This window comes from Streptomyces sp. NPDC001902 (assembly GCF_042891295.1).
GTDB lineage: Bacteria > Actinomycetota > Actinomycetes > Streptomycetales > Streptomycetaceae > Actinacidiphila.
On the sequence record NZ_JBIATA010000043.1, the window covers coordinates 21100 to 47235 of the forward strand.

At 72.0% G+C, this 26136-nt stretch carries 23 protein-coding genes and 2 riboswitches; of the genes, 19 read left to right on the top strand and 4 right to left on the bottom strand.

Features of this window, described 5'->3' with window-relative positions:
* Nucleotides 1–46 precede the first annotated feature (46 nt).
* Together gcvH and gcvT are read right to left on the bottom strand one after the other, a co-directional pair.
* Nucleotides 47–427 carry a glycine cleavage system protein GcvH gene (gcvH, locus tag ACFYYN_RS40875; protein WP_499514124.1) on the bottom strand — a complete coding sequence of 127 codons (381 nt, stop codon included), beginning with the start codon at nt 425–427 and terminating at the stop codon, nt 47–49.
* A gap of 85 nt (nt 428–512) precedes the next feature.
* Nucleotides 513–1625 (bottom strand): glycine cleavage system aminomethyltransferase GcvT, encoded by a 1113-nt coding sequence (gene gcvT / locus ACFYYN_RS40880; protein ID WP_500549843.1) that lies wholly within the window; start codon nt 1623–1625, stop codon nt 513–515.
* 51 nt (nt 1626–1676) lie between these two features.
* Nucleotides 1677–1803: riboswitch (glycine riboswitch) on the bottom strand.
* Nucleotide 1804: 1 nt separating this feature from the next.
* Nucleotides 1805–1906, bottom strand: a riboswitch (glycine riboswitch).
* A 172-nt stretch (nt 1907–2078) separates the two neighbouring features.
* Here gcvT and ACFYYN_RS40885 point away from each other — a divergent pair.
* Nucleotides 2079–2756, top strand: a complete 678-nt coding sequence (locus ACFYYN_RS40885) for an AAA family ATPase (protein WP_500549844.1) — start codon at nt 2079–2081, stop codon at nt 2754–2756.
* Between the two features lie 34 nt (nt 2757–2790).
* Here ACFYYN_RS40885 and ACFYYN_RS40890 read toward each other — a convergent pair whose 3' ends face one another.
* Nucleotides 2791–3600 carry a hypothetical protein gene (locus ACFYYN_RS40890; protein ID WP_500549845.1) on the bottom strand — a complete coding sequence of 270 codons (810 nt, stop codon included), beginning with the start codon at nt 3598–3600 and terminating at the stop codon, nt 2791–2793.
* 183 nt (nt 3601–3783) lie between these two features.
* Between ACFYYN_RS40890 and ACFYYN_RS40895 the strand changes: the two genes are divergently transcribed.
* Both ACFYYN_RS40895 and ACFYYN_RS40900 read left to right on the top strand, forming a co-directional pair.
* Nucleotides 3784–4566 carry an enhanced serine sensitivity protein SseB gene (locus tag ACFYYN_RS40895; protein ID WP_500549846.1) on the top strand — a complete coding sequence of 261 codons (783 nt, stop codon included), beginning with the start codon at nt 3784–3786 and terminating at the stop codon, nt 4564–4566.
* 77 nt (nt 4567–4643) lie between these two features.
* The gene (locus ACFYYN_RS40900; RefSeq protein WP_500549847.1) at nt 4644–5429 is read left to right on the top strand and encodes an enhanced serine sensitivity protein SseB C-terminal domain-containing protein; all 786 of its coding nucleotides are present in this window, start codon (nt 4644–4646) and stop codon (nt 5427–5429) included.
* Between the two features lie 184 nt (nt 5430–5613).
* On the opposite strand, the gene ACFYYN_RS40905 is transcribed toward ACFYYN_RS40900, so the two are convergent.
* On the bottom strand, nt 5614–7125 hold the full coding sequence (locus ACFYYN_RS40905) for a DUF885 family protein (protein WP_500549848.1): 1512 nt from the start codon (nt 7123–7125) through the stop codon (nt 5614–5616).
* Between the two features lie 323 nt (nt 7126–7448).
* Here ACFYYN_RS40905 and ACFYYN_RS40910 point away from each other — a divergent pair, with 323 nt between their 5' ends.
* The 16 genes from ACFYYN_RS40910 to ACFYYN_RS40985 all read left to right on the top strand — a co-directional run bounded on the left by ACFYYN_RS40910 (nt 7449) and on the right by ACFYYN_RS40985 (nt 26135).
* Nucleotides 7449–8441, top strand: a complete 993-nt coding sequence (locus ACFYYN_RS40910; RefSeq protein WP_500549849.1) for an ABC transporter permease — start codon at nt 7449–7451, stop codon at nt 8439–8441.
* 104 nt (nt 8442–8545) lie between these two features.
* Nucleotides 8546–10324, top strand: a complete 1779-nt coding sequence (locus ACFYYN_RS40915) for an ABC transporter substrate-binding protein (protein WP_500330433.1) — start codon at nt 8546–8548, stop codon at nt 10322–10324.
* A gap of 105 nt (nt 10325–10429) precedes the next feature.
* On the top strand, nt 10430–11428 hold the full coding sequence (locus tag ACFYYN_RS40920; RefSeq protein WP_500366135.1) for an ABC transporter permease: 999 nt from the start codon (nt 10430–10432) through the stop codon (nt 11426–11428).
* Entirely contained in the window at nt 11425–12540 is a 1116-nt protein-coding gene (locus tag ACFYYN_RS40925) for an ABC transporter ATP-binding protein (protein ID WP_500359400.1), read from the top strand. The genes ACFYYN_RS40920 and ACFYYN_RS40925 overlap by 4 nt, the downstream gene beginning before the upstream one ends.
* 11 nt (nt 12541–12551) lie before the next feature.
* Complete coding sequence (locus ACFYYN_RS40930) at nt 12552–13607, top strand: ABC transporter ATP-binding protein (RefSeq protein ID WP_500330439.1); 1056 nt, start codon at nt 12552–12554, stop codon at nt 13605–13607.
* A gap of 25 nt (nt 13608–13632) precedes the next feature.
* On the top strand, nt 13633–14298 hold the full coding sequence (locus ACFYYN_RS40935; protein WP_500330440.1) for a trimeric intracellular cation channel family protein: 666 nt from the start codon (nt 13633–13635) through the stop codon (nt 14296–14298).
* Nucleotides 14299–14380: 82 nt separating this feature from the next.
* The gene (locus ACFYYN_RS40940; RefSeq protein WP_500549850.1) at nt 14381–15550 is read left to right on the top strand and encodes a cysteine desulfurase family protein; all 1170 of its coding nucleotides are present in this window, start codon (nt 14381–14383) and stop codon (nt 15548–15550) included.
* A gap of 216 nt (nt 15551–15766) precedes the next feature.
* On the top strand, nt 15767–16930 hold the full coding sequence (mnmA, locus tag ACFYYN_RS40945) for a tRNA 2-thiouridine(34) synthase MnmA (RefSeq protein ID WP_500549851.1): 1164 nt from the start codon (nt 15767–15769) through the stop codon (nt 16928–16930).
* Nucleotides 16931–17016: 86 nt separating this feature from the next.
* Nucleotides 17017–17556, top strand: coding sequence for an LOG family protein (locus ACFYYN_RS40950; protein ID WP_500330444.1), 540 nt, complete (start codon nt 17017–17019; stop codon nt 17554–17556).
* A 27-nt stretch (nt 17557–17583) separates the two neighbouring features.
* The gene (locus tag ACFYYN_RS40955) at nt 17584–18273 is read left to right on the top strand and encodes an SDR family oxidoreductase (RefSeq protein ID WP_500330446.1); all 690 of its coding nucleotides are present in this window, start codon (nt 17584–17586) and stop codon (nt 18271–18273) included.
* A gap of 26 nt (nt 18274–18299) precedes the next feature.
* Entirely contained in the window at nt 18300–19331 is a 1032-nt protein-coding gene (locus ACFYYN_RS40960; protein ID WP_500549852.1) for a methionine synthase, read from the top strand.
* 7 nt (nt 19332–19338) lie between these two features.
* The gene (gene ligA, locus ACFYYN_RS40965) at nt 19339–21567 is read left to right on the top strand and encodes an NAD-dependent DNA ligase LigA (protein WP_500549853.1); all 2229 of its coding nucleotides are present in this window, start codon (nt 19339–19341) and stop codon (nt 21565–21567) included.
* A 215-nt stretch (nt 21568–21782) separates the two neighbouring features.
* Nucleotides 21783–23891: a putative bifunctional diguanylate cyclase/phosphodiesterase gene (locus tag ACFYYN_RS40970; RefSeq protein ID WP_500549854.1), complete on the top strand. Its 2109-nt coding sequence runs from the start codon at nt 21783–21785 to the stop codon at nt 23889–23891.
* A gap of 212 nt (nt 23892–24103) precedes the next feature.
* A complete protein-coding gene (gatC, locus tag ACFYYN_RS40975) occupies nt 24104–24400 on the top strand; it encodes an Asp-tRNA(Asn)/Glu-tRNA(Gln) amidotransferase subunit GatC (RefSeq protein ID WP_500358990.1) in 297 nt (98 codons plus the stop codon).
* 5 nt (nt 24401–24405) lie between these two features.
* A complete protein-coding gene (gatA, locus tag ACFYYN_RS40980; RefSeq protein ID WP_392608837.1) occupies nt 24406–25899 on the top strand; it encodes an Asp-tRNA(Asn)/Glu-tRNA(Gln) amidotransferase subunit GatA in 1494 nt (497 codons plus the stop codon).
* Nucleotides 25896–26135 (top strand): hypothetical protein, encoded by a 240-nt coding sequence (locus tag ACFYYN_RS40985; protein WP_500366114.1) that lies wholly within the window; start codon nt 25896–25898, stop codon nt 26133–26135. Before gatA ends, ACFYYN_RS40985 begins: the two co-directional genes overlap by 4 nt.
* Nucleotide 26136 lies beyond the last annotated feature (1 nt).

Consider the following 26136-nt stretch of genomic DNA (forward strand, 5'->3'; position numbering starts at 1 on the left):
GGAGGTCGGAGTGGACAGGGCGGAGCGGTCGGGAGGTCCCGAGCGGTCAGTTGCCGGTGAAGGCGGTGTACTCGTCCGCGGAGAGCAGGTCGGCCGGCTCCTCGGAGATCTTCACCTTGAACAGCCAGCCGCCCTCGAAGGCCGCCGAGTTCACCAGCGAGGGGTCGTTGACGACGTCCTCGTTGACCTCGGTGACCTCGCCGGAGACCGGGGCGTACAGGTCGCTGACCGACTTGGTCGACTCCAGCTCACCGCAGGTCTCGCCCGCGGCGACCGTGTCGCCGACCGCCGGGAGCTGGACGTAGACGACATCGCCGAGGGCGTTCGCCGCGTGCTCGGTGATGCCCACCGAGGACACGCCGTCCGCGTCGGCGGCCGAGACCCACTCGTGCTCCTTGCTGTACCGCAGCTGCTGGGGGTTGCTCATGGCGTGAATTCTCCTGGATGACGGTATGTGCTGGTGAACGGCTGTCTTGACAGGTGGGACGGCTGTGCCGGATGTGACCGGTGCCTCAGCGCTGCCGCTTGTAGAACGGCAGGGCGACCACCTCGTACGGCTCATGCGTACCGCGGATGTCCACGCCCACGCCGGAGGCGCCCGGGGTGGCGTGCGCGGCGTCCACGTAGGCCATGGCGATCGGCTTGCCCAGGGTCGGGGACGGGGCGCCGGAGGTGACCTCGCCGACCACCTCGCCGCCCGCCACCACCGGGTAGCCCGCGCGGGGGACCCGGCGGCCCTGCGCGACCAGGCCGACCAGCTTGCGCGGCGGCGCGGCCTCGGCCTTCGCGGCGGCGGCGGTCAGGGCCTGCCGGCCCACGAAGTCACCCGGCTTGTCGAACTTCACGACCCGGCCGAGTCCGGCGTCGAAGGGGGTGAGCGCGGTGGTCAGCTCGTGCCCGTACAGCGGCATGCCCGCCTCCAGGCGCAGCGTGTCGCGGCAGGACAGGCCGCACGGCACCAGGCCGGCGTCCGCGCCCGCCTCGGTCAGCGCCTGCCAGAGCTTCTCCGCGTCGGCCGGGGCGACGAACAGCTCGAAACCGTCCTCGCCGGTGTAGCCCGTGCGGGCGATCAGCGCGGGGACGCCGGCGACGGTGCCGGGCAGGCCCGCGTAGTACTTCAGCCCGTCCAGGTCGGCGTCGGTGACCGACTTGAGGATCCCGGGGGACTCCGGGCCCTGGACGGCGATCAGCGCGTACGCGTCCCGGTCGTCGCGGACGGCGGCGTCGAAGCCGGCCGCGCGCTCGGTCACCGCGTCCAGGACGACCTGGGCGTTGGAGGCGTTGGCGACGACCATGTACTCCTGGTCGCCGAGGCGGTAGACGATCAGGTCGTCGAGGATGCCGCCGTCCGGTTCACAGATCATCGTGTAGCGCGCACGGCCCACGGCCAGCGCCGAGATGTGGCCGACCAGCGCGTGGTCCAGGGCCTCGCCCGCGGCCGGACCGGTGACCGTGATCTCGCCCATGTGGGACAGGTCGAAGAGACCGGCCCGGGTCCGCACGGCGGTGTGCTCGTCGCGCTCGCTGGCGTACCGCAGCGGCATGTCCCAGCCCGCGAAGTCGGTCATGGTGGCGCCGAGGGCGCGGTGCAGCGCGTCCAGTGCGGTACGGCGGGGTTCACTCATCGGGCGGGCTCCCAAGGCAAGGAAACGACGGATAGGGCCATGACGGGCAGGCCCTCCCCATCTGTCATCGGAACCTGAGAGGTTCACCTGGACCCTCCGAGCGGAGGAGTCCCGGTTTGCACCTTGGGTGGGACGGCGCCCCGTCGGCCGGGGCGGACTCGTCCGCTTTTCAGATGTGCCTCGGACGCGCGGTATCTGTGCCTGAGAGATTCAAGGGAGGACTTGCTCCTTCGGCGCCCCACCCCGCCGTGGCGGTGCGGAAACTCTCCCGCGCGGCCTCGAACGGCCGGTATGAGATTGAGGCCGCCATCATTGCACGGGCTCCCGCCGTTGTCGCGATCGCGTCCCGGATGTCCCGGTCCGGTTCCGATCCGGTAGTAACCCCGCCGTTCCTCTGGGTAGGCAAAGACACAGGATTTACCATTTCTTGAACGTCGGACCCGGAGGCGAGCTGTGCGGTGGCAGAGTGCGTATGCGACGGCCGGAGGTCCGGCCGTGTCCCGGCCGGTACCGGCGCGGGCCGGGGGAGCGCGCCGCGGGGGCCGGGCCGTGCGGCCGCGCCGGCTCCTCGATCTGCGGCGGGGGCGCCGGCCCGTGCGCACCCTGCGCTACCCGGCGGGCGACGTGCTGGTCGTCTCCGGCCTCCCGGGCGGCGGGAAGAGCACCCTCATGCGGCGCGCGACGGGGGGTGCCCGCCTGATCGACTCTCAGGACGTACGGGAACGCTGGCAGGCCCGGCTGCCGCGGCTGCTGCCGTACGCCCTCTACCGCCCCCTGGTGCGGATCGCGCACTACGCGGGGTTGTGGCGGGCGCTGCGCTCCGGCGACAGCGTCGTCCTGCACGACTGCGGCACCCTGCGCTGGGTGCGCGCCTGGGTCGCCCGTCAGGCCCGGCGCCGCGGGCGGGGCATGCACCTGGTGCTGCTGGACGTCCCCTTGCGGACCGCGCTGGACGGCCAGCGCGAACGCGGCCGGGGGGTGTCGACGTACGCCATGGTCCGGCACCGCAACGCCTCCCGCCGCCTGCTGGCGGAGGCCGAGGCCGGCCGGCTGCCCGCGGCGTGCGCCTCGGTGGTCCTGCTGGACCGCGAAGCGGCCCGGGAGCTCGAGGCCATCGACTTCGACGGCTGAGCGGCCGGGCCGCGACGCGTGAGGGACGGTACCGCTACGGAACCTGCGGTTCCGCCGCGCCCTCCGGCGCGAACTGCCCCTCGGGCGAGAGCTGCCCGTCGGGCGAGAGCTGCCCGTCGGGCGAGAGCTGCCCGTCGGGCGAGAGCTGCCCGTCGGGCGAGAGCTGCTGCCCCTGGTCGTTCAGGGGGAGCGGCAGCGGGATCGGCAGCGGCAGTGCGCCGGTGAGCAGCTTCGGCACCGCCAGCAGCAGGGCCTGCAGGTCGGCGACGACGGTGGCGACACCGGCCGTCACACCCGCGAGGTCCTTGGCCAGCACCTTGGCCAGCAGGTCCGTGACGTCCTGGACCAGCTTGGTGAGCGCGTTCTTGACGTCGGTGACGGCGTCCGCGGCGCCCTGGTCGCCCGGCCCGCCGATCTGGTCGACGGCGCTCAGGTCACCCGGCTGGCCGGGATCGGCCGGCTCCAGGCCCGGTTGTGGCGCGCCCGGATCGTAGGCCGACGGGTCGGTGACACCGGGAGATACCGCACCAGCCTGGTCGAGAACCGAGGCCAGCTGCTGGCTCGCCTCTTCCAGACCCCTGCGGAGTTCCTCCAGTTTCGCCGAGTCAGGGGCTTCGACCTGGGCCTCCTGGGTGAGCTTGGCACCGATGGACAGCGTGTCACCCAGCTTGGCGATGAGTTCGGCGTTGCCCGTCTGCGCCGCGCGGGCGGCGAGGTGCTCGACCTCGACGGCCGTGCTCCGGGTGGGGGCGTGGGCACTCGCGACACCGCCGGTGAGGCCCATCGTCAGCGAGGCGCAGACAGCCGCCGCTATGAGGGTGGAGTTGATCCTGGTGATGCGCATGTCGAGATATCTCCCGGTTGAGGGTTTTCTCCTTGCTCGTCCTACCTTCGGAGCCGTAGTGACGCTTCGCAACCGGACGATCGCATCGTGTGACGACCCCGGGATGCGGGGGTCGCGCGCGCCCGTCGCCGGATAGGGTTTCCACGGAGCGCACCACCACAGGAAATTGCGAGGCGAGACGCAGTGAACATCCCGGGGCAGCGGATACCGGACGGCTTCGCCCCGGCGGGCCACGGTGGGGGCGGCTGGCCCGCCAACGAACTCGAGGAAGTGCTCTCCGCGGCACTCGGCGACCCGGGTGCCACGGCCCGCGTCCTGGAGGTGCTCGGGCGCTCGCAGTTGTGGATCCCGCTGCCGAACGGCGGCGGCCCCGACAGCACCGACCTCGACCTGCCGACCCTCGAACTCGAAGGCGGCGTCTACGTCCCGGTCTTCAGCTCCGAACGGCAGTTCCTCGCCGCCGGTTCCGGCATGAGCTTCGCCGTCGCCCCCGCCCGCGAGTTCGCCCGCGGGCTGCCCCCGCAGCTCGGGATCGCCGTGAACCCCGGTGGCGCGGTGGGCATCCCGCTGCCGCCCGCCGCCGTGATGGAGCTGTGCCGCACCGACCGCGAGCCCGGCACCCCGACCGGGGCCCGGGTCCGGCTGTGGGAACCCTCGCCGGACGAGGAGCCGGTCGACTTCCTGGCCGCCGCCGCGGGCGAGTTCGCCGTGCTCCCCGTCGTGCTCTCCGCCCGCCGCGCGCTGGCCAGTGTCGAGGGCGATCCCGCCACGCTCTTCGTCGGCGTCGAGCTCGACCGCTGGCAGGAGGAGGACCGGGCCGCCGCCATGGCCGCCCTCGGGCGCGCGCTCGGCGCCGTACCGCTGCCCTGGCAGGTCAACCTCGTGCTGCTGGACGTCGCACAGGACCCCATCGGCGACTGGATGCTGGAGCGCGTGCGACCCTTCTATGTCGGCACGGGCGCATAACCTGGGTCCGACACGACACCCGAAGCATTCGGCGAAGCAGACGACGCGGACGAGGCAGACGCGGAAGGGCGGGACACGTGAGCGCCGGCGTGGGAGGGGGCGGGGGGCTGGAGCATGCGCTCCGGCAGGTGACGCCCGGTAGGTACGACGCCTACGAGGAAGTGCTGCGGACCCTCGCCGACAGCCAGGTGTGGATGCTGCTCTGGCAGGGCACCCCCGGCGGGGCGGACGCGCAGTACGGCAACATGGAGGTCGCCGGCCACGGCTACGCGCCCTGCGTGACCTCACCGCAGGAGTTCTCCGCCTGCGGCTGGAACCGGGCCCACGAGGTGGTCTCCGGTCGGGAGATCGCGGCCTCGCTCTTCCCCGACCGGTGGGGCCTGTGGCTCAACCCGCACGCCCCCGGCGGCGGCGTCGGCATCCCCTGGCTCGACCTGCGGCGCGTCTGCCTCGGGCTCGACCGCTCCCCGGCCGGACCGCTGCGGATCGGCGAACCGGCGCTCCAGATCCCCCAGTACTACGCCCTGTTGTCCCAGCAGGCCCATCGCACCCCGGCCGTCCGCTCGCTGCGGCGCGCATGGGTCCAGCCCGCGCTGGGCGAGCCGTACCTCGCGATCGGCGTCGACCTCTACGACGCCGGGCCCCAGGCCGCGGAAACGGTGCGCCTGATGATGCAGTCCGCCCTCGGGGCGGTGCCGCAGGGGCTGCCGGTCGCCACGGTCGCGCTCACGGACGAGTACGACCCGGTGGGCATGTGGATGCGGGCCTCCGCGCAGCCCTTCTACTCCCGCGACGCCCACGGCGTACCGGGTGCGCCCGGTGTCCCCGGTACGACGTACGGCTGGGCCCCCCAGCCGTACTGACGCCTCCGGCGGTTTCCGCGGTCCGGTGCGTCGGTCCGCCGGCGGCTTGCGCGCCGTCGCGCCTGCGGCGGGCCTTTCCCTCCCGCCCACCCGTGCGGCGCCGTCGACGGCAACGGGCGGGCGGGCGGGCGGGCGGGAGACAGCCCACCACGACCCGCCCCGCACGGCGCGCCGCAGGCCACCCTCACAGGACCGCGTCGATGAGCCCCAGCGGCGGGCTCCCCAGCTCCAGCAGCGCCCCGTGGAAGCGCTGCAGCGAGAACTCGGGCCCCCAGGCGCGCCTGGCCCGCTCGCGCAGCCGCATGATCTCCAACTTGCCCCAGGTGTAACGGCCGTACGCCGCGTCGAAGGTGCCGCGCCGTGCCTCGGAGGCCGCGCCGGCCCGGGCGAGGTGGGCGTCCCGCATGAAGCGCTGCGTGGCGTCCTCCAGCGTCATCGCCCCGGTGTGCAGCCCGATCGCGCACGCGAGCCGGGTCACGCGTACGAGCGCCTCCAGGGCGACGCCGATCGCGAAGCGGGGGTCGCGGGCCCGGAAACCCTCCTCGAGGCAGACCTCCTCGACGTAGTGCGCCCAGCCCTCGCAGAAGGACAGCGAGTGCAGGACGCGCCGTACCTGCGTGGGTGCGTGCCGCAATGCCCTGCCGTGGGCGAAATGGCCGGGCGCCACCTCGTGGACGGTGATCGCCGGCAGGCTCGTACGGCTGAAGACCGAGAGCCACTCCTCGCGTTCCTCCTCCGGCCAGTCCGGCTCCGGCGGGGTGACGTGGTACCAGGAGGCGGAATCGGGCTCCTCCGGGGCGGCCCAGGTCATCATCGCCATGGACCAGCGGCGCGACGGCGGCGCCGGCCCGACGAGGCAGTCGCCGTCGAGCCAGGGCACGAGCCCCCGCTGCCGGGTGAACTCGATGACCTCGTCCGTGAGCCGGGCGGCCTCGGGGATGACCCCGTCCGCGTCCGGATGGTCGGCGAGCAGCCGGGGGATGAGCTCGTCCACGGTGGCCTTGGGGTCCAGTCGTCCGCAGGACTCCGTGAGGAGCCCGGTGAGCCGGTCCCGCTCGCGCTCGGCCTCGTCGGCGAGTGCCGACAGGTCGACCCGCAGGCCCTCCTGACTGCCCATCAGGAGCGCCAGCGCCTCCCCGCCGAGCCGTGGGTCGGGGTCGCCGGTCTCCGCGGCGCGGGCGATGTGGTCGACCAGCCGGGCGTGCGCGGCGAGCGCGGGACCGGCCTCCGGCTCCCGGTCCGGATCGAGGTCGGCGGCCAGGCCGCGGACCGCCCCGAGGAGTGCCCCGGCGACCGGCGCGCTCACCCGGTCGAGCGATGCGATGGCGGCGTCGACGGCGTCCGGCCACTGCTGGAGGTGGCGGCTGCGGGCCTGGGCCAGCTCCTCGCGGGGCGCGTACTCGCGGTCGTACGCGGTGAGTTCGAGGTTGGACAAATGCGGATATGGGTCCCGCCGGTGCAGTTCCAGCTCGCCGTACTGGACCTTGAGGGTGTCCTCGAAGACCGACAGGTGCCGCTCGTCGTGGGGGTCGGGAAGGGCCGGTTCGCGCAGCCGGGCGTGGGCGAGCGAGGACAGCCCGCGGCGGACGCCGTCGGGTGACAGGTCCTGCACCTGGCCGTCGTACTCGTGGAGTCCCGCCATCTCCCTGACCACGGGGACCATCAGGTCGCACACCGAGCGAAGCCGATCATTCATGGCATCGAAGGTAGCGACTCCTCTTGCATCGCGGCGATCTGTCAACGCGCGTAACACTGCGGTAATAACGGACGAAGGCTCACCACATCACGGTTGCGCATCGCTTCCCTGTGGGGTCTGGCGCGTGATCCACGCCCCATGAAGACTCGCGCACCAAGGCCGCTCACACGTCGCCTTAACGATTCATCACAAGCCAAACACACAGCCCAGCGCCACCGCACCACCATCAAGAGCTGCGCCCGACATGGTCGGTCCGCTCCGTCGACCCGGGCGGACGGCCAGGCGAAGCCGGCCACCGCCGGCAGGGGGATGCACGAGGAGACATGACAGCACCGCTGCACGACACCGCCGAGACGGCCGTCGCCGACGTCGCCGCCGACATACCCGCGAAGGCCATCGAGGGGCGTTCGCCCGGGCGTATCGCCTGGATGCGCCTCAAGCGCGACAAAGTGGCGCTGGCAGGCGGCGTGATCGTCGTCTTCCTCATCCTGGTCGCGATCTTCGCCCCCCTCATCGTCAGCGCCCTCGGTCATCCGCCGAACGACTTCCACGAGAACAAGATCGACCCGCTCTTCGGCACCCCCACCAGCAAGTGGGGCGGCATCAGCGGGGATTACCTCTTCGGTGTGGAGCCGGTCAACGGCCGCGACGTCTTCAGCCGCATCGTCTACGGGACGCGGATCTCCCTGCTGGTGGCCTTCCTGTCGGCGGTCGTCGCGGTGGTCCTCGGCACCTTCTTCGGCATCATGGCCGGTTACTTCGGCGGCTGGGTCGACGCCGCCATCGGCCGCGTGATGGACGTCCTCCTGGCCTTCCCCCAGCTGCTCTTCATCATGTCCCTGGTCTCGGTCATGCCGAACTCGCTGCTGGGCTTCAGCGGCACCGGCGTGCGCATGGGCGTCCTGGTCGTCGTCATCGGGTTCTTCGGCTGGCCGTACGTCGGGCGCATCGTCCGCGGCCAGACCCTGAGCCTGAGGGAACGCGAGTACGTCGACGCGGCCCGCAGCCTCGGTGCCGGCCGCGGCTACATCCTCTTCCGGGAACTGCTGCCCAACCTCGTCGCCCCGATCACCGTCTACGCGACGCTGATGATCCCGACGAACATCCTCACCGAGGCCGCCCTGAGCTTCCTCGGGGTCGGCGTGAAGCCGCCCACCTCGTCGTGGGGACAGATGCTGTTCAAGGCGCTGTCCTTCTACGAGACGGACCCGATCTTCATGCTGATCCCGGGCCTGGCGATCTTCATCACCGTGCTCGCCTTCAACCTCTTCGGTGACGGCGTACGGGATGCGCTGGACCCGAAGGGCTCCCGCTAGCCCTCGCACACCGCCCCTGCCATTCCCGTCAGGTGGCTTCTCACCGAGAAGGACCGCAGGTCCGCCGAAAGTCGCGGACCGCGAATCACGGAGGTTACGAAAAAGTGACATCCCCACGCTCATCGAGGCGCAGGCTGGCCGCAGGGACGGCCGTCGTGGTCGCCGCACTGCTGTCCACCGCCGCTTGCGGCGGCGGAGGCGGCGGTGGCGGCAAGTCCGACGGCAACGCCAAGGCCCCCGGATTCAACGCCGCCGTCAACAAGGTGGCGAACGCGTCCGACAAGAAGGGCGGCACGCTCAAGTTCATCGGCACGCAGGACGCCGACTCCTGGGACCCGCAGCGTGGCTACTACGGCTTCATGTGGGACTTCGCCCGGTACTACACCCGTCAGCTGGTCTCCTTCACCCCGGAGCCGGGTCTGGGCAGCACCACGCTGAAGCCGGACCTCGCGACCGGCCTCGCGAAGGTCAGCGACGGCGGCAAGACCTACACGTACACCCTGAAGGACGGCCTGAAGTGGGAGGACGGCTCCCCGCTGACCTCCAAGGACGTCAAGTACGGCATCGAGCGCATCTGGGCGCAGGACGTCATCTCCGGCGGCCCGATCTACCTGCAGCAGGTGCTCGACCCCAAGGGTGAGTACAAGGGCCCGTACAAGGACACCTCGCCCGACAAGCTCGGTCTGAAGGCCATCGAGACGCCGGACGACAAGACCATCACCTTCCACCTGGCGACGCCGAACAGCGACTTCGAGCAGATGCTCGCGATGCCGTCCGGCTCCCCGGTCCCCGCGGCCAAGGACACCGGCGCGAAGTACGGCCTCAAGCCGTTCTCCAGCGGCCCGTACAAGTTCGAGTCGTACACGCCGAACAAGTCGATGGTCCTGGTCCGCAACACCAACTGGAGCGCGTCCACCGACGACCTCCGCAAGGCGCTGCCGGACAAGATCACGGTCACCCTGACCACCAACGCCGACGACATGGACAAGCGCCTGATCAACGGCGACTACGACCTGGACCTCAACGCCACCGGCGTCGGCCAGGCCGCGCGCGCCGAGGTGCTCGGCAAGAACAAGGGCAACGCCGACAACCCGGACACCGGCTTCATCCGTTACGCGGTCTTCCCGACCACGGTCAAGCCGATGGACAACATCCACTGCCGCAAGGCGGTCATCCTCGCGGCCGACCACAAGTCGCTGCAGACCGCCCGTGGCGGCCCGCAGGCCGGTGGCGCCATCGCCCCCAACATGCTCCCGCTGGGCATCAAGGGCGCCGACGCCAACTACGACCCGTACAACGTCCTGAAGGACACCTCGGGCAACGTCGAAGAGGCCAAGAAGGAGCTCAAGGCCTGCGGTCAGCCCAACGGCTTCAAGACCACGATCGCGGTCCGCAACAACAAGCCGATCGAGATCGCCACGGCCGAGTCGCTGCAGGAGTCGCTGAAGAAGGTCGGCATCACCACCGAGCTCGACGAGTTCGACGGTGCGCAGACCTCCGGCATCATCGGTGCCCCGAAGACGGTCAAGTCGAAGAACTACGGCATCATCATCATGGGCTGGGGCGCCGACTTCCCGTCGGGCCAGGGCTTCCTCCAGCCGCTGGTCGACAGCCGGTTCATCCTGGAGAGCGGCAACAACAACTTCGCCGAGATCAAGGACAAGTCGATCGACGGCCTGTTCGACCAGGCGCTGCAGCAGACCGACCCGAACGCCGCGGCCGATCTGTACAAGCAGATCAACCAGAAGGTCTCCGAGGGCGCGTACTACCTGCCCTTCACCTTCGAGAAGAACATCATCTGGCGCAGCTCCCGCCTGACCAACGTCTACACGGCCGACGCGTACAACGGCCGCTACGACTACGCGTCGCTGGGCGTGCAGTAACAACCCTCGAATCGATCGAGTGCCACACCCGCTAGGCACGAAGGGCAGGTGATGGCCGCGTGCGGCGGCCCGGGGAACCCCCGGGCCGCCGCCGGGCCGAGCACAGTGCTTGCATACATCATCCGGCGACTGTTCGCTGTCGTCGTCATGTTGCTGGTCATCACGTTGGTGACCTTCGGGATCTTCTTCCTGATCCCCAAATGGGTCGGAGTCGACCCCGCCACCTACTTCATCGGGAAGCAGGCGGATCCGGCCTCCCTCGAGGGCATTCGGAAGAAGATGGGCCTCGACGATCCCATCCTCGTGCAGTTCGGCAAGTTCCTGTGGGGGCTGTTCGCCGGGCGTGACTACGCCAACGGCGCGGACGTCACGCACTGCCCCGCCCCTTGCTTCGGCTACTCCTTCCGCAACGAGCAGGCGATCTGGCCGGTCCTGACGGACCGTCTCCCGGTGACCCTGCAGCTGGCCGCCGGCGCCTGCGTCATCTGGGTGATCGTCGGCGTCGGCACCGGTGTCGTCTCCGCCCTCAAGCGCGGCTCCGTACTGGACCGCTCCCTGATGACGGTGGCGCTCGCCGGCGTCTCGCTCCCCATCTACTTCACCGGCATGATCGCCCTCGCGGTGGTCGTCTACGGGCTCGGATGGATCGACGGCCAGTACGTGCCGTTCGGTGATTCACCATCCGGCTGGTTCGGCGGCATGCTCCTGCCCTGGGTCACGCTCGCGTTCCTCTACGCCGCCATGTACGCCCGGATGACCCGGGCCACCATGCTCGAGATCATGGGCGAGGACTACATCCGCACCGCGCGTGCCAAGGGCCTGCGCGAGCCGGTCGTCATCGGCAAGCACGCCATGCGCTCGACGATGACCCCGGTGCTCACCATCCTCGGCATGGACCTCGGCGCCCTCGTCGGCGGCGCGATCCTCACCGAGACGACGTTCAGCCTGCCCGGCATCGGCCAGGCGGCGGTGAAGGCGATCTCGGACAAGGACTTCCCGCTGATCCTCGGCGTCACGCTGATCGCGGCCGTCGCCGTGGTGGTGGCCAACCTCCTCGTAGACCTGCTGTACGCCGTCGTCGACCCGCGCGTGAGGCTGTCATGACCGACCTCCCCATCCAGAAGTCCGGCACCGGGGCGGATGCCGCGCCGAACGAGCCGGTGGCCGGGAAGGCGGGGCAGCCCACGGCGTTCCTGGAGGTCCGCGACCTCAAGGTGCACTTCCCGACCGACGACGGTCTGGTGAAGTCCGTCGACGGCCTCTCCTTCCAGCTGGAGAAGGGCAAGACCCTCGGCATCGTCGGCGAGTCCGGCTCCGGCAAGTCGGTGACGTCCCTGGCGATCATGGGTCTGCACCGGGCCGGCCAGTACGGCCGCAGCAGGGCCCGGATGTCCGGCGAGATCTGGCTCGACGGCAAGGAGCTGCTCTCGGCCGACCCGGACGAGGTCCGTCGGTTGCGCGGCAAGGACGCCGCGATGATCTTCCAGGACCCGCTGTCCGCGATGCACCCCTACTTCACCGTCGGCGCGCAGATCGTCGAGGCGTACCGGGTGCACCACGACGTGTCCAAGGCCGTGGCCCGCAAGCGCGCGATCGAGATGCTCGACCGCGTCGGCATCCCGCAGCCCGACAAGCGCGTCGACGACTACCCGCACCAGTTCTCCGGGGGCATGCGGCAGCGCGCGATGATCGCCATGGCGCTGTCCAACAACCCCGACCTGCTCATCGCGGACGAGCCGACCACCGCGCTCGACGTGACCGTGCAGGCGCAGATCCTGGACCTCATCCGGGACCTGCAGAAGGAGTTCGGCTCCGCGGTCATCATCATCACCCACGACCTCGGCGTCGTCGCCGAGCTCGCGGACGACATCCTGGTGATGTACGGCGGACGCTGCGTGGAGCGCGGACCGGCCGACAAGGTCTTCTACGAGCCGCAACACCCCTACACCTGGGGCCTGCTCGGCTCGATGCCCCGCCTGGACCGGGAGCGCACCGAACGGCTCAACCCGGTCAAGGGCTCGCCGCCGAGCCTCATCAACATTCCGTCCGGCTGCGCCTTCCACCCGCGCTGCCCGTACGCGGAGCTCACCGGCGGCGCCAGCACCACCGTCGTTCCGGAACTGCGCGAGGTCGGCAGCCGGCACCACGCCGCGTGCCACCTGGGCGCGGCGGACCGGGAGCGCATCTGGACCGAAGAGATTGCGCCGAAGCTGTGAAAGGCCAGGAGATGACGATCCCCCAGCAGTCGACCGCCGACGGGTCGGATGCGCTGCTCAAGGTGAGCGGCCTGGTCAAGCACTTCCCGATCACCAAGGGTCTGCTGCGGCGCCAGGTCGGCGCGGTCAAGGCCGTCGACGGCATCGACTTCCACGTCAACCCCGGGGAGACCCTCGGCGTGGTCGGCGAGTCCGGCTGCGGCAAGTCCACCATGGGCCGGCTGATCACCCGGTTGCTCGAACCGACCGGTGGGAAGATCGAGTTCGAGGGCCGGGACATCACGCACCTGGGCACCGCGGGCATGCGCCCGCTCCGCCGCGACGTGCAGATGATCTTCCAGGACCCGTACTCCTCCCTCAACCCGCGGCACACCGTCGGCACCATCGTCGGCGCGCCGTTCCGGCTGCAGAAAGTGCAGACGGAGAACGGGGTGAAGAAGGAGGTGCAGAACCTCCTGGAGCTGGTCGGCCTCAACCCCGAGCACTACAACCGCTACCCGCACGAGTTCTCCGGCGGTCAGCGGCAGCGCATCGGCATCGCCCGCGCGCTGGCGCTCAAGCCCAAGCTCGTGGTCGCGGACGAGCCGGTGTCGGCGCTCGACGTCTCCATCCAGGCCCAGGTGGTCAACCTCCTGGACGACCTGCAGAGCGAGCTCGGCCTGACCTACGTGATCATCGCGCACGACCTGTCGGTCATCCGGCACGTGTCGGACCGCATCGCGGTCATGTACCTCGGCAAGATCGTCGAGGTCGCCGACCGCGAGGACCTGTACACCAAGCCGATGCACCCGTACACCAACGCGCTGCTCTCCGCGGTGCCGGTGCCGGACCCGAAGCGGCGCGCCAAGCGCGAGCGGATCCTGCTGACCGGCGACGTCCCGTCGCCGATCGCACCGCCGCCCGGCTGCCGCTTCCACACCCGCTGCTGGAAGGCGACCGAGGTCTGCAAGACCACGGAGCCCCCGCTGGCCACCCTGGCCACCGGGCACCAGGTGGCCTGCCACCACCCGGAGAACACCGGCGACTCCGGCAGCGGCGCGGCCGGGAAGACGGCCGAAAAGGCCTAGCCACCCACCCGGCACAATGGGGCCGGTGCAAACCGAACTGTTCAGCCACTCCGTCCAGCACGTGCTCGACCTCGTCGGAATCTTCGTCTTCGCGATCTCCGGCGCGCTGCTCGCCGTACGCAAGAACTACGACGTCTTCGGCATGGCGGTCCTCGCAGAGGTCACCGCGCTGGGCGGAGGGCTGATCAGGGACCTGATCATCGGGGCGGTCCCGCCGGCCGCCTTCACCGACCTCGGCTACTTCCTGACCCCGCTGATCGCCACCACGGTGGTGTTCTTCCTGCACCCCCAGGTCGAGCGGATCAACACCACCATCAACATCTTCGACGCCGCCGGCCTCGGCCTCTTCTGCGTCGCCGGCACCACCAAGGCCTACGACTACGGCCTCAACCTCACCGCCTCCGCCACCCTCGGGCTCGCCACCGCCGTCGGCGGCGGCGTCCTGCGCGACCTGCTCGGCAACGAGGTCCCCTCCCTGCTGCGCTGGGACCGCGACCTGTACGCGGTGCCGGCCATCGTGGGGGCCACCGTCGTGGTCGTGCTCATCAAATTCGAGGCCCTGACCCCCGGCACCGGGGTGCTCGCCGTCATCAGCGCTTTCGTCCTCAGGCTGCTGGCCATGCGCTTCCACTGGCGCGCCCCCCGCGCCTGGCACCGGCGCACCACCGCGGCGGAGGAGCTCCACCTGTAGCGGGGCACCACCCGGCGCGGTGGGCCCCGGGACGGGCCTCGGTCCGGGAGGGTGCCGCGGCGCCCGTAGAATCACGCTCATCATGGCCTACCTCGACCACGCCGCCACGACCCCGATGCTGCCCGAGGCCGTCGAGGCGATGACCGCGCACCTCGCCGTCACGGGCAACGCATCCTCCCTCCACGCGGCCGGCCGCCGGGCCAGGCGCACGGTGGAGGAGTCCCGGGAGTCCCTGGCCGCCGCGCTCGGCGCCCGCCCCAGCGAGATCGTCTTCACCGCGGGCGGCACCGAGGCCGACAACCTGGCGGTCAAGGGTCTGTACTGGGCCCGCCGCGACGCCGACCCCCGGCGCACCCGGGTCCTCGCCAGCCCCGTCGAGCACCACGCCGTCCTCGACGCCGTCGACTGGCTCGCCACGCACGAGGGCGCCCGCGTCGAATGGCTCCCGGTCGACGCCTACGGCCGCGTCCACCCCGAGGCCCTGCGCGAGGCCATCGCCCGCGACCCGGGCGATGTGGCCCTCGCCACGGTGATGTGGGCCAACAACGAGGTCGGCACGATCTTCCCGGTGGCGGAACTCAGCGAGGTGGCCCGGGAGTTCGAGGTGCCGCTGCACTCCGACGCCGTCCAGGCCCTCGGGCAGGTCGAGGTCGACTTCGCGGCTTCCGGGCTCGACGCGATGACCGTCACCGGGCACAAGGTCGGCGGGCCGTACGGCGTCGGGGCACTGGTGCTCCGGCGCGAGATCGGCCCGGTCCCCGTCCTCCACGGCGGCGGCCAGGAGCGCGGCGTACGCTCCGGCACGCTCGACGTCCCCGCGGTCGCCGCGTTCGCCGTCGCCGGGACGCTCGCCGCGCAGCGGCGCGAGGACTTCGCCCGGGAGATCGGCGCCCTGCGCGACGACCTGGTCGCCCGGGTCCGCGAAGCCGTCCCCGAGGCCATCCTCAACGGCGACCCCGCCCCCGGCGGCCGCCTCCCGGCCAGCGCCCACTTCTCCTTCCCCGGGTGCGAGGGGGACTCCCTGCTGATGCTGCTCGACGCCCAGGGCATCGAGTGCTCCACCGGGTCCGCGTGCACCGCCGGCGTCCCCCAGCCCAGCCACGTCCTCCTCGCCATGGGCGCCGACCCCGACCTCGCGCGGGGCTCCCTGCGCTTCTCCCTCGGGCACACCTCGACCGCGGAGGACGTTTCGGTCCTCGGCGAGGCGATCGCCCCCGCCGTGGCCCGCGCCCGCAGCGCGGGCCTGATGTAGCGCCCGCGGCGGACCATCCGTGGTGCGGTGCGCCGGTCCGTCGGCGGCTGCGTGCCCGTGCGTTCGCGGTGCCGGCGGTGGCGGTCCGTCGGCGGCCCGCGCGCCGTTGCGCCTCCTGAGGGCGGGCGGCCTGCGGGCAGGCCGGGCCGCTCGCCCCGCGTTCACGAAGACCGGCCCCGCAGGACGCCCCGGGGGCGCCGTACTCTAGGAGGCGCTATGACTGACTTCCCCGGTGCACCCACAGGCCCTGGCGACGGCCGTCGCCTCCGCGTGCTCGCCGCGATGAGCGGTGGCGTCGACTCGGCCGTGGCGGCCGCCCGCGCCGCCGAAGCGGGGCACGACGTCACGGGCGTGCACCTCGCCCTCTCCGCGAACCCGCAGTCGTTCCGCACCGGAGCCCGCGGCTGCTGCACGATCGAGGACAGCCACGACGCCCGCCGGGCCGCGGACGTCATCGGCATCCCCTTCTACATCTGGGACCTCGCCGACCGCTTCCGCGCGGACGTCGTCGACGACTTCGTCGCCGAGTACGCCGCGGGCCGCACGCCCAACCCCTGCCTGCGCTGCAACGAGAAGATCAAGTTCGCCGCGCTGCTCGACAAGGCGATCGCCCTCGGCTTCGACGCCGTGTGCACCGGCCACTACGCCACCGTCGTGGCCAACCCCGACGGCTCCCGCGAGCTGCACCGCGCCTCCGACGCGGCCAAGGACCAGTCGTACGTCCTCGGCGTCCTCGACGAGCGGCAGCTGGCGCACGCCATGTTCCCGCTCGGCGACACGCTCACCACCAAGGACGAGATCCGGGCGGAGGCGGCCCGCCGCGGTCTGTCCGTGGCGAAGAAGCCGGACAGCCACGACATCTGCTTCATCGCCGACGGCGACACCCAGGGCTTCCTCGCGCGGCGCCTGGGCACCGCCGACGGCGACATCCTCGACGAGGACGGCAACCGCCTGGGCACCCACTCCGGCGCCTACGGCTACACCGTGGGCCAGCGCAAGGGGCTGCGCCTGGGCGTGCCCGCCGCCGACGGCAAGCCGCGCTACGTGCTCGACATCTCGCCGGTGAACAACACGGTGACCGTCGGCCCGGCCGAGGCGCTGGACGTCACGGCCCTGACCGCCATCCGCCCGCGCTGGTGCGGCACCGCGCCCGACGGTGCCGGGCAGCGCGCGTACACCGCGCAGCTGCGCGCCCACGGCGACGACGTGCCCGTCACCGCCGAGCTGGACGGCGGCGAACTGCGCGTCCGCTTCACCGGCGGGGCCGTCCGCGGCGTCGCGCCGGGCCAGGCGGTCGTGCTCTACGACGGCACGCGCGTCGTCGGCTCGGGGACGATCGCCACGACGGAGCGCAGCCGGCCGGCGACCGCGAGCGCCTGAGCGGCCCCGGCACCGGGCGCGGGGTACGGAACGGGCGGAACGGCCCCCCTGCCCGGCGCCCGGCGCCATGCGCGAGACTGGCCCGCATGAACATCTGCGTCTTCCTCTCCGCCGCCGACCTCGAGCCCCGCTACACCGAACCCGCCCGCCAGTTCGCCGAGTTGATCGGCAAGGGCGGGCACACCCTGGTGTGGGGCGGCTCGGACGTGGGCCTGATGAAGGTGATGGCGGACGGGGTGCAGGAGCACGGCGGGCGCCTGGTCGGGGTCTCGGTGGAGTTCCTCGCGGCCAAGGCCCGCAAGGGCGCCGACGAGATGGTGATCGCGGCCGACCTCGCCGAGCGCAAGGCGGAGCTGCTGGCCCGCGCGGACGCCGTGGTGGTCATGGTGGGCGGCACCGGCACGCTGGACGAGGCGACCGAGATCCTGGAGCTGAAGAAGCACGGGCTGCACACCAAGCCGGTCGTCCTGCTCAACACGGCGGGCTTCTACGACGGGCTCAAGGAGCAGTTCCAGCGCATGGACGAGGAGGGCTTCCTGCCGCTGCCCCTCACCGACCTGGTGTTCTTCGCCGAGGACGGCGTCTCGGCGCTCGCCTATCTGGAGGAGAACGCCGGCATCGTGTGAGCCGCGGGGGATGACAGCATGGAGCCCATGTCGATTCACCTGATCACCGGCGCCGGCTCCGGCATCGGCGCCGTCGTGGCGCAGCGCCTCCTCGACCGCGGCGACGAACTGTGGCTGCTGGCCCGCAACGCCGGACGCGCCAAGGAGCTGGCCGACCGCTTCCCGGGCGCGCGCACCCTCGTGGGTGACCTCGCGGAGCCGGAGCGGCTGTCCTGGGCGCTGGGCCACCAGTCGCCGCCGGACCGGCTGGACTCCCTGCTGCACATCGCGGGCGTCGTGGACCTGGGGCAGGTCGGCGAGCTGACCCCGAAGACCTGGAACCGGACGCTCGCCGCCAACCTCGTGGGCCCCGCCGAGCTGACCCGCCTCGTCCTGCCCCAACTGCGGCTCTCCCGCGGGCACGTGGTCTTCGTCAACTCCGGCGCCGGGCTCAACGCGCACGCGGAGTGGGGCGCCTACGCGGCCAGCAAGCACGGCCTCAAGGCGCTCGCCGACTCCCTGCGCCACGAGGAGCACGCGAACGGGGTGCGGGTCACCTCCGTCTACCCGGGCCGGACCGCCACGCCGATGCAGGCCAAGGTGCACCAGCAGGAGGGCAAGACGTACGACCCCTCGCGCTGGATCGCCCCCGAGTCGGTGGCGACGGCGATCCTGACGGCGGTCGACCTGCCGCGGGACGCCGAGGTCAACGACCTGACGATCCGGCCGGGAGCCTGACCGGCGCGCCGACGTAGGCTGCACCGGTGAGCACGGAAGCGACCGAAGCGAAGTTCCGGCTGCCCCAAGGGGCGGCCACCGGTGTGGGTTCGATGCCGGGAGGTGACGCGCGCGAGGCGGCGCGGACGGCGACCGGGGCGCTGGAGGCGCTGCCGTTCCTGCCGGAGCTGCCCGCGCGCGGCCCGGGCGCGGACATGATCGGCCGCACGCTCGGGATGCTCGTCGAGCTGTACGCGCGCGTGGAGCCCAGCGGATGGCGGTTCGGCGACCGCCCGGGCCGGGACACCCGCCGGGCCAGGGCGTGGCTGGGGGAGGACCTGGACGCCCTGGAGGAGTTCACCCAGGGCTACGAGGGCCCCCTGAAGCTCCAGGCGGTCGGGCCCTGGACGCTCGCGGCCTCCGTCGAGCTGAAGAACGGCGAGGCGGCGCTCTCCGACCCGGGCGCCTGCCGTGACCTGGCCGCCTCGCTCGGCGAGGGACTGCGGCTGCACCTGGAGGACGTGCGCCGGCGTGTGCCCGGCGCGAGGCCCGTGCTGCAGCTGGACGAGCCCTCGCTCACCGCCGTGCTCCAGGGCCGGGTCAGGTCCGCCAGCGGCTACCGCACGCACCGCGCGGTGGACCGGGGCGTCGTCGAGGGCGCGCTGCGGGACGTCATGGCGGCCGTCGGGGGTGGGGACGGCGTGCCCGTGATCGCGCACTCCTGCGCGCCGGAGGTGCCCTTCGCGCTGCTGCGCAGGGCCGGGGTGGCGGGGGTGTCGTTCGATTTCTCGCTGCTCACGGAGAGTGACTGGGACGCCTTCGGTGAGGCGGCGGAGGCGGGAACCGCGCTCTTCACCGGTGTCGTCCCGGGTACCGACGCCCCATTGTCGGACCCTGCGGGTAGCGTCAGTGGTGTTCGGGCGCTGTGGCGCAGGCTGGGGCTGTCCCCGGGGGATCTGGGCACCTCCGTGGCGGTGACCCCGACCTGCGGTCTGGCCGGGGCCTCGCCGGCCTATGCCCGTGCCGCGCTCGTGCACTGCGCGAAGGCGGCACGCTCGCTCGTCGACAACCCTGAGTGAGGATGGGATGAGGAAGGACGTGGACGTGGAGGACTCCGTGATCCCCGAGGGCGCCAGGAACGAGGACGTGCCGGCGAAGGCGCGCGAGCTGCACGCCTCCCTGGCCGAGCAGGTCGAGGAGCACCGCTTCCGCTACTACGTCAAGGACCAGCCGGTCGTCAGCGACGCCGACTTCGACAAGCTGCTGCGGCGGCTGGAGGCGCTGGAGGACGAGCACCCCTCGCTGCGCACGCCGGACTCGCCGACCCAGAAGGTCGCCGGCGCGTACGCGACGGAGTTCACCTCCGTCGAGCACCGCGAGCGCATGCTCTCCCTCGACAACGCCTTCACCGAGGAGGAGCTGAACGCCTGGGCCGAACGCCTCGCCGCGGAGCTGGGCCCCCCGGCGGGCGAGGGCGGCACCTACCACTTCCTGTGCGAGTTGAAGGTCGACGGACTCGCCGTCAACCTCACGTACGAGAACGGCCGTCTGGTGCGCGGCGCCACGCGCGGTGACGGCCGCACCGGCGAGGACATCACGCCCAACGTCCGTACGATCGCCGAGATCCCGGACCGGCTGGCGGGGGAGCGCGTCCCCGCGCTGGTCGAGATCCGCGGCGAGGTCTTCTTCCCGATGGAGAAGTTCGAGGAGCTCAACGCCCGTCTGGTCGAGGCCGGCGACAAGCCCTTCGCCAACCCGCGCAACGCCGCCGCCGGCTCCCTGCGGCAGAAGGACCCCCGGGTGACCGCGAGCCGCCCGCTGCACATGGTGGTGCACGGGATCGGCGCCCGTGAGGGCTTCACCATCGACTGCCAGTCGCACGCCTACGAGCTGCTGCACGAGTGGGGCCTGCCCACCACCAGGTACGCCCGCGTGGTCGGCACGCTCGCCGAGGTCAAGGAGGCCATCGCCTACTACGGCGAGCACCGCCACGACGTCGAGCACGAGATCGACGGCATCGTCGTCAAGGTCGACGAGATCCCGCTGCAGGGCCGGCTCGGCTCCACCGCCCGCGCGCCGCGCTGGGCCATCGCGTGGAAGTACGCGCCCGAGGAGGTCAACACCAAGCTGGTCGACATCCGGGTCGGCGTCGGCCGCACGGGCCGGGTGACGCCGTACGCGGTGGTCGAGCCGGTCACGGTCGCCGGCTCGGAGGTCGAGTTCGCCACCCTGCACAACCAGGACGTGGTCAAGGCCAAGGGCGTGCTGATCGGCGACACCGTCGTGCTGCGCAAGGCCGGTGACGTCATCCCCGAGATCCTCGGCCCCGTCGTCGACCTGCGGGACGGCAGCGAGCGCGAGTTCGTGATGCCCGCGCAGTGCCCCTCCTGCGGCACTGCGCTGCGCCCCATGAAGGAGGGCGACATCGACCTGCGCTGCCCCAACGCGCGGGGCTGCCCGGCGCAGATCCGGGAACGGGTGTTCTATCTGACCGGTCGCAAGTGCCTGGACATCGAGAACTTCGGCTACGTCGCCGCCGCCGCGCTCACCGGGCCGCTGGAGCCCGCCGAGCCGCCGCTGCGTGACGAGGGCGACCTGTTCGACCTCACGCCCGAGGACCTGCTGCCCATCCGCGCCCACGTCCTCGACCAGAACAGCGGCCTGCCCAAGCGCGACCCCGCGACCGGCGAGGAGAAGGTCGTCTCGGTCTTCGCCAACCAGCAGGGGGAGCTGAAGAAGAACGCCGTCGCCATGCTGGAGAACATCCAGAAGGCCAAGGAGCAGCCGCTCGCCCGCGTCATCACGGGACTGTCGATCCGTCACGTCGGCCCGGTCGCCGCCGAGGCCCTCGCCCGCGAGTTCCGCGACCTGGACGCCGTCTTCGCCGCCGACGAGGAGCGCCTGGCAGGTGTCGACGGCGTCGGCGGGATCATCGCGGCCTCCCTCAAGCAGTGGTACGAGGAGGAGTGGCACCGCGAGATCCTGCGCAAGTGGAGGGCCGCGGGCGTCCGGTTCACCGAGGAGGGCTCCGACGAGGGGCCGCGCCCGCTGGAGGGCCTCACCGTCGTCGTCACCGGCACCCTCGCCACCCACACCCGGGACGGCGCGACGGAGGCCCTCGTGAGCCGCGGGGCCAAGGTCACCGGATCGGTCTCCAAGAAGACCGACTTCGTGGTCGTCGGCGACAGCCCGGGCTCCAAGTACGACAAGGCGGTGCAGCTGAAGGTGCCGATCCTGGACGAGGACGGCTTCGCCGTCCTGCTCGGACAGGGCGCCGACGCGGCCCGGGAGGCCACCGTGAACCCGGAGGGCTGACAGCCCATCATCACCCTTTCGGCCCATAGTGGAACGATCCGGGAGGGTGGGATCCATTCGGGCAACAGCAGCCGATCGGTGCCCGTGACAGCCTTTATCGGCCTACTGTTGAGAGGCGCGCCTTCCGGGCATGGGCCCTCCAGCAGCCCGGTGGTCAATCCCGCGGGCACGGGCGTGTGGTGGAACGGCACACGCGGCTGCGAGAGGGTACGGGCATGGAACCGACGGACAGCGCCGGACCGGCGCAGCGGCTGCTCGGGCCGGCCGCGCCGGTGCTGCCCGCGGCGGCACTCAGGTACTCGGTCGTGGGCGCTGCCGCCGCGGCCCTGGTCGTGGGCGTGGTCCGGATACTCGTGGACGGCAACGCCTTCTTCCCCGGCGGGGACGTCGGCTGGGCGTTCGCCGTGCTCACCGGCATCATCGTCGGCCACCTGGTCGCCATGGGCCGGGACCGCTGGTGGGGCGGCACCGGCTCCGGTGCCGCCCTGACCCTCGCCATGCTGCTGCTCTACGGCTGGGTGCCCGCGGTGCTGGTCAGCCTGGCCGTCGTCGTCCTGGTCGGCGCGGCCCGCCGGCACCGCTGGCGGGAGGCGCTGCTGCACGGCGCCGTGGACATCCTCGGCATCGGCGCGGCCTCGCTCGCGCTGTCCGCCTTCGGGAACCACCCGTCCGTCGAACAGCCCTGGCAACCCGCCACTTGGGGGATGGCCGCCATCCCCTCGGTGCTCGCCGCCGCACTCGGCTACCTGGCTGCGACGCGCACGCTCCTGTGGTACGCGATCGTGCCGCGCGCCGGAGCCCTGCCCACCGTGGCCCGCACCGCCCTGATACGCCAGGGCTTCGTCGGCGTCGCACTGCTCGGCATCTCCCCGCTGATCATCATCGTCGCGGCCGATCTGCCCCTGCTGCTCCCGCTGTTCGCCGTGCCCCTGATCGCGCTCGACTCCACCCTCTGGATCGCCCACGCCCGCGCCGAGGAACAACTGCGCGACCCCCTCACCGGACTGCCCAACCGTCAGTGGCTGCTGGAGCGCACCTGGACCGCGCTCGACGACGCCGCCCGCAGCGGCGAGCGCGCCGCCCTGGTCCTGATCGACCTGGACAAGTTCCGCTCCGTCAACGACACCCTGGGCCACATGGCCGGCGACCGGCTGCTGGTGCAGATCGCGGACCGTCTGCGGCTGGCCCTGCCGCGCGGCGCCGAGGTCGCCCGGCTCGGCGGCGACGAGTTCGCCGTCCTGCTCCCCACCTGCGACGCGCCGACCCGCGCCCAGCGCATCGCCAGGGCCCTGGTCGCCGCGCTGAGCTCGCCGTTAAGCCTCGACGGCCTGACCCTGGTGCTCGAGGCCAGCGCCGGGGTCGCCGTCTACCCCGATCACGCCGGTGACGCCGAGGGCCTGCTGCGCCGCGCCGACGTCGCGATGTACCAGGCGAAACGTGACCGCAGCGGGGTCGAGGTCTACGAGTCCTCCCGCGACGGCAACACGCCCGACCGGCTGGGCCTCCTCGGCGACCTGCGCCGGGCACTGGACCGCGGTGAGGTCGAGCTGCACTACCAGCCGAAGGTCCGCTTCGACGGACAGGTCGCGGGCCTGGAGGCGCTGGTCCGCTGGGTGCACCCCGAGCGCGGCCGGGTGAGCCCCGAGGAGTTCATCGCGATCGCCGAGACCTCCGGGCTGATGCCGCAGCTCACCGAGTACGTCCTGGAGACCGCCCTCGGGCAGGTCGCCCGGTGGCGGGCGATGGGCCTCGACGTCCCCGTCGCGGTCAACGTCTCGCCGCGCGACGTCCACTCGCCCGGTTTCGCCGGGGCCGTCGCCGCGCGCCTGGCCCGCCACGGGGTCCCGCCGGGGGCGCTGCAGCTGGAGATCACCGAGCACGTGCTGCTGGAGGACCCGCAGCGCGCCGCCGACACCATGGCCGGGCTGACCGGGCACGGGGTGAAGATGTCGCTGGACGACTTCGGCACCGGGTACTCCTCGCTGGTCCACCTGCGGCGGCTGCCGGTGAGCGAGCTGAAGATCGACCGCTCGTTCGTCGCGCGGCTGTCCGTCGACGCCGAGGACGCGGAGATCGTGCGCTGCACGGTCGACCTCGCCCACTCCCTCGGCCTCCTCGTCGTGGCGGAGGGCGTCGAGGACGACGAGACGTGGGAGCGCCTGCGGGACCTCGGCTGCGACGCGATCCAGGGCTGGCTGGTCGCCGCAGCGATGCCCCCGGAGGAGACCACGGCCTGGCTGCGGCTGCGCGGGCGTGCCGGATGGCGCCGTCCGGCGGAGCTGGAGGCCGCCAAGGAGCGGGCCGCCGTCCCCGACGCGCAGTAACGTTTGCGGGCCTTCGACCAGCGGGCCCGCACCCGCCGCGCCGGGGCCGCGGACGCCCCGCCGGCCCCACCCGCCCCAGGGGCACCGCAGCCCGCGGGCGGCGCGTCCGGCGGCCCCCGGCCGGGCGCAGCGCAAACCGTTTCGCCCCCGGGGCGCCCGCGCCCATAGGATTGGGCGGGAAAAGACCAAACTCACCCCCAGAGGATCGCTGCATGCCAGGCATCACGCGCGAGGAGGTCGCCCACCTCGGCCGGCTGTCGCGTCTGGAGCTGAAGGACGAAGAGCTCGACCACTTCGCCGGACAGCTCGACGCCATCATCGGCGCGGTCGCCCGCGTCTCCGAGGTGGCCGGCGAGGACGTACCGCCGACCTCCCACCCGCTGCCGCTGACCAATGTCATGCGCCCCGACGAGGTCCGGCCCAGCCTGACCCCGGCCGAGGCGCTGTCCGGCGCCCCCGCCGAGGAGCAGCAGCGCTTCAAGGTGCCGCAGATCCTGGGGGAGGACTGATCACGATGACCGATCTGACCAGGCTCACCGCCGCGCAGACCGCGGCCGCCGTCGCCTCCGGCGAGACGTCCGCCGTCGAGGTCGCCCAGGCCCATCTGGACCGCATCGGCGCCGTCGACGAGAAGGTCCACGCCTTCCTGCACGTCGACACCGAGGGCGCCCTGAAGGCCGCCAAGGCCGTCGACGACAAGCGCGCCGCGGGCGAGAAGCTCGGCCCGCTCGCGGGCGTCCCGCTGGCGCTGAAGGACATCTTCACCACCAAGGGCATCCCGACGACCGTCGGCTCCAAGATCCTCGAAGGCTGGATCCCGCCGTACGACGCGACGCTGACCGCCCGCCTCAAGCAGGCCGGCATCGTCATCCTCGGCAAGACCAACATGGACGAGTTCGCCATGGGGTCCTCCACCGAGAACAGCGCCTACGGCCCCACCGGCAACCCGTGGGACCTCACCCGCATCCCCGGCGGCTCGGGCGGCGGTTCCTCCGCGGCCCTGGCCTCCTTCCAGGCGCCGCTGGCCATCGGCACGGACACCGGCGGCTCCATCCGCCAGCCGGCCGCCGTCACCGGCACGGTCGGCGTCAAGCCGACCTACGGCGGGGTCTCCCGCTACGGCATGGTCGCCTTCAGCTCCTCGCTGGACCAGGGCGGGCCCTGCGCCCGCACGGTGCTGGACGCGGCGCTGCTGCACGAGGTCATCGCGGGCTACGACCCGATGGACTCCACCTCCATCGACGCCCCCGTCCCGCCGGTCGTCGAGGCCGCGCGCAACGGCGACGTCAAGGGCCTGCGGGTCGGCGTCATCAAGGAGTTCGCGGGCGAGGGCTACCAGCCCGGTGTGATGGAGCGGTTCAACGAGTCCGTCGAGCTGCTGCGCGAGCTCGGCGCCGAGGTCGTCGAGCTGTCCTGCCCGTCCTTCGAGTACGCGCTCGCCGCGTACTACCTGATCGCGCCGTCCGAGTGCTCGTCCAACCTGGCCCGGTTCGACGGCCTGCGCTACGGCCTGCGGGTCGGCGACGACGGCACCCGCAGCGCCGAGGACGTCACCGCCCTCACCCGCGAGGCCGGCTTCGGCCCCGAGGTCAAGCGCCGCATCATGCTCGGCACGTACGCGCTCAGCTCCGGTTACTACGACGCGTACTACGGCAGCGCCCAGAAGGTCCGCACCCTGATCTCGCGGGACTTCGAGCGCTCCTTCCAGCAGGTCGACGTGGTGATCTCGCCGACCACCCCCACCACCGCGTTCCCCATCGGCGAGCGCGTGGACGACCCGATGGCGATGTACCTCGCCGACCTGTGCACCATCCCGGCCAACCTGGCCGGCAACGCCGCCATGTCCGTGCCCTGCGGCCTCGCGTCCGAGGACGGGCTCCCGGTCGGTCTGCAGATCATCGCCCCGGCCATGGCCGACGACCGGCTCTACCGTGTCGGTGCGGCCGTCGAAGCGGCGTTCACCGCACGCTGGGGGCACCCGCTGCTGGAGGAGGCACCGATCCTGTGAGCAAGCTCGAGAAGGCCAAGGGCTTCAAGAAGAGCAAGTCCGGCACCTACCTGTCGATCGGCACGACGCTCTTCGGCGCGGTCGGTGTGGCACGGCAGATGAAGCGGGGGCGCGCGGACAGCGACACGCTGCTGCTGATCGACGCGGTGGTCAGCGCCGCGGCGATCGCCACGGGCGTCGCCCTGCTGCTCCGCCAGCTGCGCCGGCTCGGCGACGACGACGTGTTGTCATCCTGAC

What these genes read in the sequence shown, in the direction of transcription:
- ACFYYN_RS40930 (WP_500330439.1), top strand. Translation starts at nt 12,552, where the DNA reads ATGACGATCCCCCAGCAGTCGACCGCCGACGGGTCGGATGCGCTGCTC.
- gcvT (WP_500549843.1), bottom strand. Translation starts at nt 1,625, where the DNA reads ATGAGTGAACCCCGCCGTACCGCACTGGACGCGCTGCACCGCGCCCTC.
- ACFYYN_RS40950 (WP_500330444.1), top strand. Translation starts at nt 17,017, where the DNA reads ATGAACATCTGCGTCTTCCTCTCCGCCGCCGACCTCGAGCCCCGCTAC.
- ACFYYN_RS40905 (WP_500549848.1), bottom strand. Translation starts at nt 7,125, where the DNA reads ATGAATGATCGGCTTCGCTCGGTGTGCGACCTGATGGTCCCCGTGGTC.
- gatA (WP_392608837.1), top strand. Translation starts at nt 24,406, where the DNA reads ATGACCGATCTGACCAGGCTCACCGCCGCGCAGACCGCGGCCGCCGTC.
- gcvH (WP_499514124.1), bottom strand. Translation starts at nt 427, where the DNA reads ATGAGCAACCCCCAGCAGCTGCGGTACAGCAAGGAGCACGAGTGGGTC.
- gatC (WP_500358990.1), top strand. Translation starts at nt 24,104, where the DNA reads ATGCCAGGCATCACGCGCGAGGAGGTCGCCCACCTCGGCCGGCTGTCG.
- ACFYYN_RS40940 (WP_500549850.1), top strand. Translation starts at nt 14,381, where the DNA reads ATGGCCTACCTCGACCACGCCGCCACGACCCCGATGCTGCCCGAGGCC.
- ligA (WP_500549853.1), top strand. Translation starts at nt 19,339, where the DNA reads ATGAGGAAGGACGTGGACGTGGAGGACTCCGTGATCCCCGAGGGCGCC.
- ACFYYN_RS40890 (WP_500549845.1), bottom strand. Translation starts at nt 3,600, where the DNA reads ATGCGCATCACCAGGATCAACTCCACCCTCATAGCGGCGGCTGTCTGC.
- ACFYYN_RS40925 (WP_500359400.1), top strand. Translation starts at nt 11,425, where the DNA reads ATGACCGACCTCCCCATCCAGAAGTCCGGCACCGGGGCGGATGCCGCG.
- mnmA (WP_500549851.1), top strand. Translation starts at nt 15,767, where the DNA reads ATGACTGACTTCCCCGGTGCACCCACAGGCCCTGGCGACGGCCGTCGC.
- ACFYYN_RS40970 (WP_500549854.1), top strand. Translation starts at nt 21,783, where the DNA reads ATGGAACCGACGGACAGCGCCGGACCGGCGCAGCGGCTGCTCGGGCCG.
- ACFYYN_RS40910 (WP_500549849.1), top strand. Translation starts at nt 7,449, where the DNA reads ATGACAGCACCGCTGCACGACACCGCCGAGACGGCCGTCGCCGACGTC.
- ACFYYN_RS40955 (WP_500330446.1), top strand. Translation starts at nt 17,584, where the DNA reads ATGTCGATTCACCTGATCACCGGCGCCGGCTCCGGCATCGGCGCCGTC.